This is a genomic window from Catenulispora pinistramenti (assembly GCF_018274385.1).
Taxonomy (GTDB): domain Bacteria; phylum Actinomycetota; class Actinomycetes; order Streptomycetales; family Catenulisporaceae; genus Catenulispora; species Catenulispora pinistramenti.
The window spans coordinates 1-2,875 of the sequence record NZ_JAAFYZ010000435.1 but is presented as its reverse complement, the minus strand read 5'-3'; the positions used below and the strand labels follow the sequence as shown (position 1 = coordinate 2,875).

Genomic DNA, 2,875 nt, shown 5'->3' with positions numbered 1-2,875 from the left:
GTCCGCGCGCGGCGGACATGCAGGTAGGCGGCGGTTTCGTGCAGCGCGAACTTGACCCCCGGCCACCGGCACTGTAGGCGAAGCCCTGCCGACGCGACCGAGGGGAACGAACCGAAAACCAGCCGGAAGAATGGCAATCGCAGGGAACGACAATGCGGGTCGGTGATGCGGCTGCCGGTGAGGGTGTGGCGGCGGGCCGGTGGTCAGTTGGTCGAGAGCATGCCCGGGTGCGGTGCGGGACACTGCGCCCACAACAACCAATCGCCAGTTGCTGATATCCCGGCAGGCCTTGCCGTCCGCAGCATCGGCGTTGGCGGTCAGGTCAATCCGCTATCCGCCGGTGGCCATCTTGATAGTCGGGTCGATCCGGCGCCCGCCAACCAGGGCTGTGCACACCGGCACTGGCGCGTTGGCCAGCACCTTGACCGGCGGCCGTATTCGCCGGGCCGCCGGTACCCGCACCCCCTGTTTTGTATTTCTCCGGCTGGTTTTCGGTTCGTTCCCCTCGGTCGCGTCGGCAGGGCTTCGCCTACAGTGCCGGTGGCCGGGGGTCAAGTTCGCGCCGTACGAAACCGCAGCTCAGACCGCCAACCGCCGCGCGCGGACTTTACCCCCGGACACCGGTGCTGTACCCCCCGGGCTGACGACGCGACCGAGGGGAACGGACCGCAACCACCTCACAAACCGCCGCCGCTGAGACTAGATCGGCCACCCTAGGGAACCGCGCTAGTTTCCCTGAGGTTGCCGAGGCCCGCCGGAGGCCCGGCTCTTCACCATGGGTTTGACCTTGACCTTAGCTGTTGATCTTGCTTGTGCCGTTGATCTTGCCCTTGCTCTGACTTGCTGGAGTTGAAGAGGCCTGAGGTGGGGCGGGGTTGTGAACGCGGGAACCGGCAGCCGACAAACACACCCACCACCCCGAACCCCGAACCGGCACAACTATAACCGAAGGCCGTAAAATGCATTTTAAGCCCACAGCCCAACCGCAACCCGTCCCACGGACCCCAGCCCCGGCAAACTCCACCCGCCAACGGATCCCGCCCGCTGACCGGCACGTCGCGAACCACAACGCGAAAACTTCCGGGCAAACGTTGCCTGATACAGCACTAGAGCAGCCAGCAGCCAGCAGCCAGCAGCCAGTCGGCAGCAGCCAGTCGGCGGCAGCAGCAGCGACAGCAGCCAAGCGCTGTGATCGCAGGCTCTTGCGATGAGATCAAGCTGACCAGCCCGATCACCGGCGCCGAAATATTTGCTCACCGCGACCCATTACCCCTTGTTTATCTGTTCCCTGTGAGCTATTTTCTCGGCAAGACCGCGGCCCAGCCCTGATCCACCCTGATCCGCCCAGCTCGCAGCCCCAGCTCTCAGCGTCGAGGAGCAGCCCATGTCCACTATGGATCCCCCGTCCACCGTGCCCGCGCCGTCGGCCGCCGAGTCGGAGCCGGGTGGTCACCGGTTGCGCGGCGGTTCGTTGGGGCTGCTCGACATCGCCAGTTCCACGATGGCCAATATCGGGCCGGCGATGAGCTTCTACTTCGGGTTCGGGTTGCTGGCCGCGACGGCCGGGGTGGCTTCGCCGCTGACCATCATCGTGGCCGGGATCACTGTGGCCCTGTTGGGGAACACGCTGGCCCAGTTCTCGCGGGCGCATCCGTCGGCCGGGGGGTTCATCACGTTCGTCGGTAAGACGTTCGGGCCGACCAGTGCGGTGACCACCGCGTTGCTGATCACCGCCGGGTACATCATCGCCATCTCCTCGGTGATCGCCATCTCCGGCGGGTTCCTGGAGATGACGCTGAACTACTACTTCGGCTGGAACGTGCCGTGGATCCTGTTCACGCTCATCCTCACCGGGCTGGCGGTGGTGCTGATGATCCGGGGGGTCGGGGTGTCCACCAAGCTCGCCGGGTACTTCTTCGCGGTCGAGATGTTGGTGCTGGTCGTGGTGTCGGTGTGGGTCATCGCCAAGCACGGTGCGCATCTGTCGCTCAAGCCCTTCGAGCCCAGTCATGTCAAGGGCGGCATGTCCGGGCTCGCCCAGGGCTTCCCGCTCGCGATCTACATGTTCGTCGGTTGGGAGAACTCCGCGGCGCTGGCCGAGGAGACCGACAATCCACGCCGCAACGTCGGCCGGGCCGTTTTCTTCTCGATCGGGATGATGTCGGTGGGCTATGTGCTGTTCGCCTATGCCACGGTCACCGGGTTCGGCTACGACGCGGACAAGGCCGGCGCCGCGGCCGTGCCGTTCATCGACGTCGCCCACGGCACCCTCGGGGTGCTGGCCTTCTTCGCCTACCTCGCCGGACTGACCTCGACGCTCGGGTCGCTGATCGCCGGCACCAACTCGCAGACCCGGCTGCTGTTCAACGCCGGCCGCGAGCGGCTGCTGCCGGCCTTCCTCGGCCGGGTGCACCCGACGCGCCGCACGCCGCTCAACGCGATCATGGTCTTCGTCTCGGCGGGCACGCTGATCATCGGCGGCTGGGGTCTGCTGCACATCATCGGCGGCAAGGGGTCGATGGACCCGGTGAACTACTTCGCCGAGGCCTCCACGATGGGCACCATCTTGATCCTGCTGGTGTATCTGGCCTCGAACCTCGCGCTGCCGTTCTACTACCGCAAGTACCAGAGTGCTGAATTCAGGGTGCTGCGGCACGCCGTGCTGCCGCTGGTCGGGGCCGCGGCCATCATCGTGCCGCTGTACTACCTGGCCAAGCCGGGGCAGCCGACGCCGTATGACTGGTTCCCGTATCTGGCGGTCGGGGTGCTGGCGGTGGCGCTCGTCTACGCGGTCGTCCTGGTCCGCCGGGATCCGGGGCTCGGGGAACGCGTCGGATCGATCGTCGCCGACGCGGAGTAGGGGGCACAGCTGGGG

The 2,875-nt window shown here is 66.4% G+C and carries 1 protein-coding gene; it reads left to right on the top strand.

Annotated features, from left to right (window positions below):
- Nucleotides 1-1,393: 1,393 nt before the first annotated feature.
- Nucleotides 1,394-2,860 (top strand): APC family permease, encoded by a 1,467-nt coding sequence (locus KGQ19_RS48215; RefSeq protein ID WP_368862272.1) that lies wholly within the window; start codon nt 1,394-1,396, stop codon nt 2,858-2,860.
- Nucleotides 2,861-2,875: the final 15 nt, after the last annotated feature.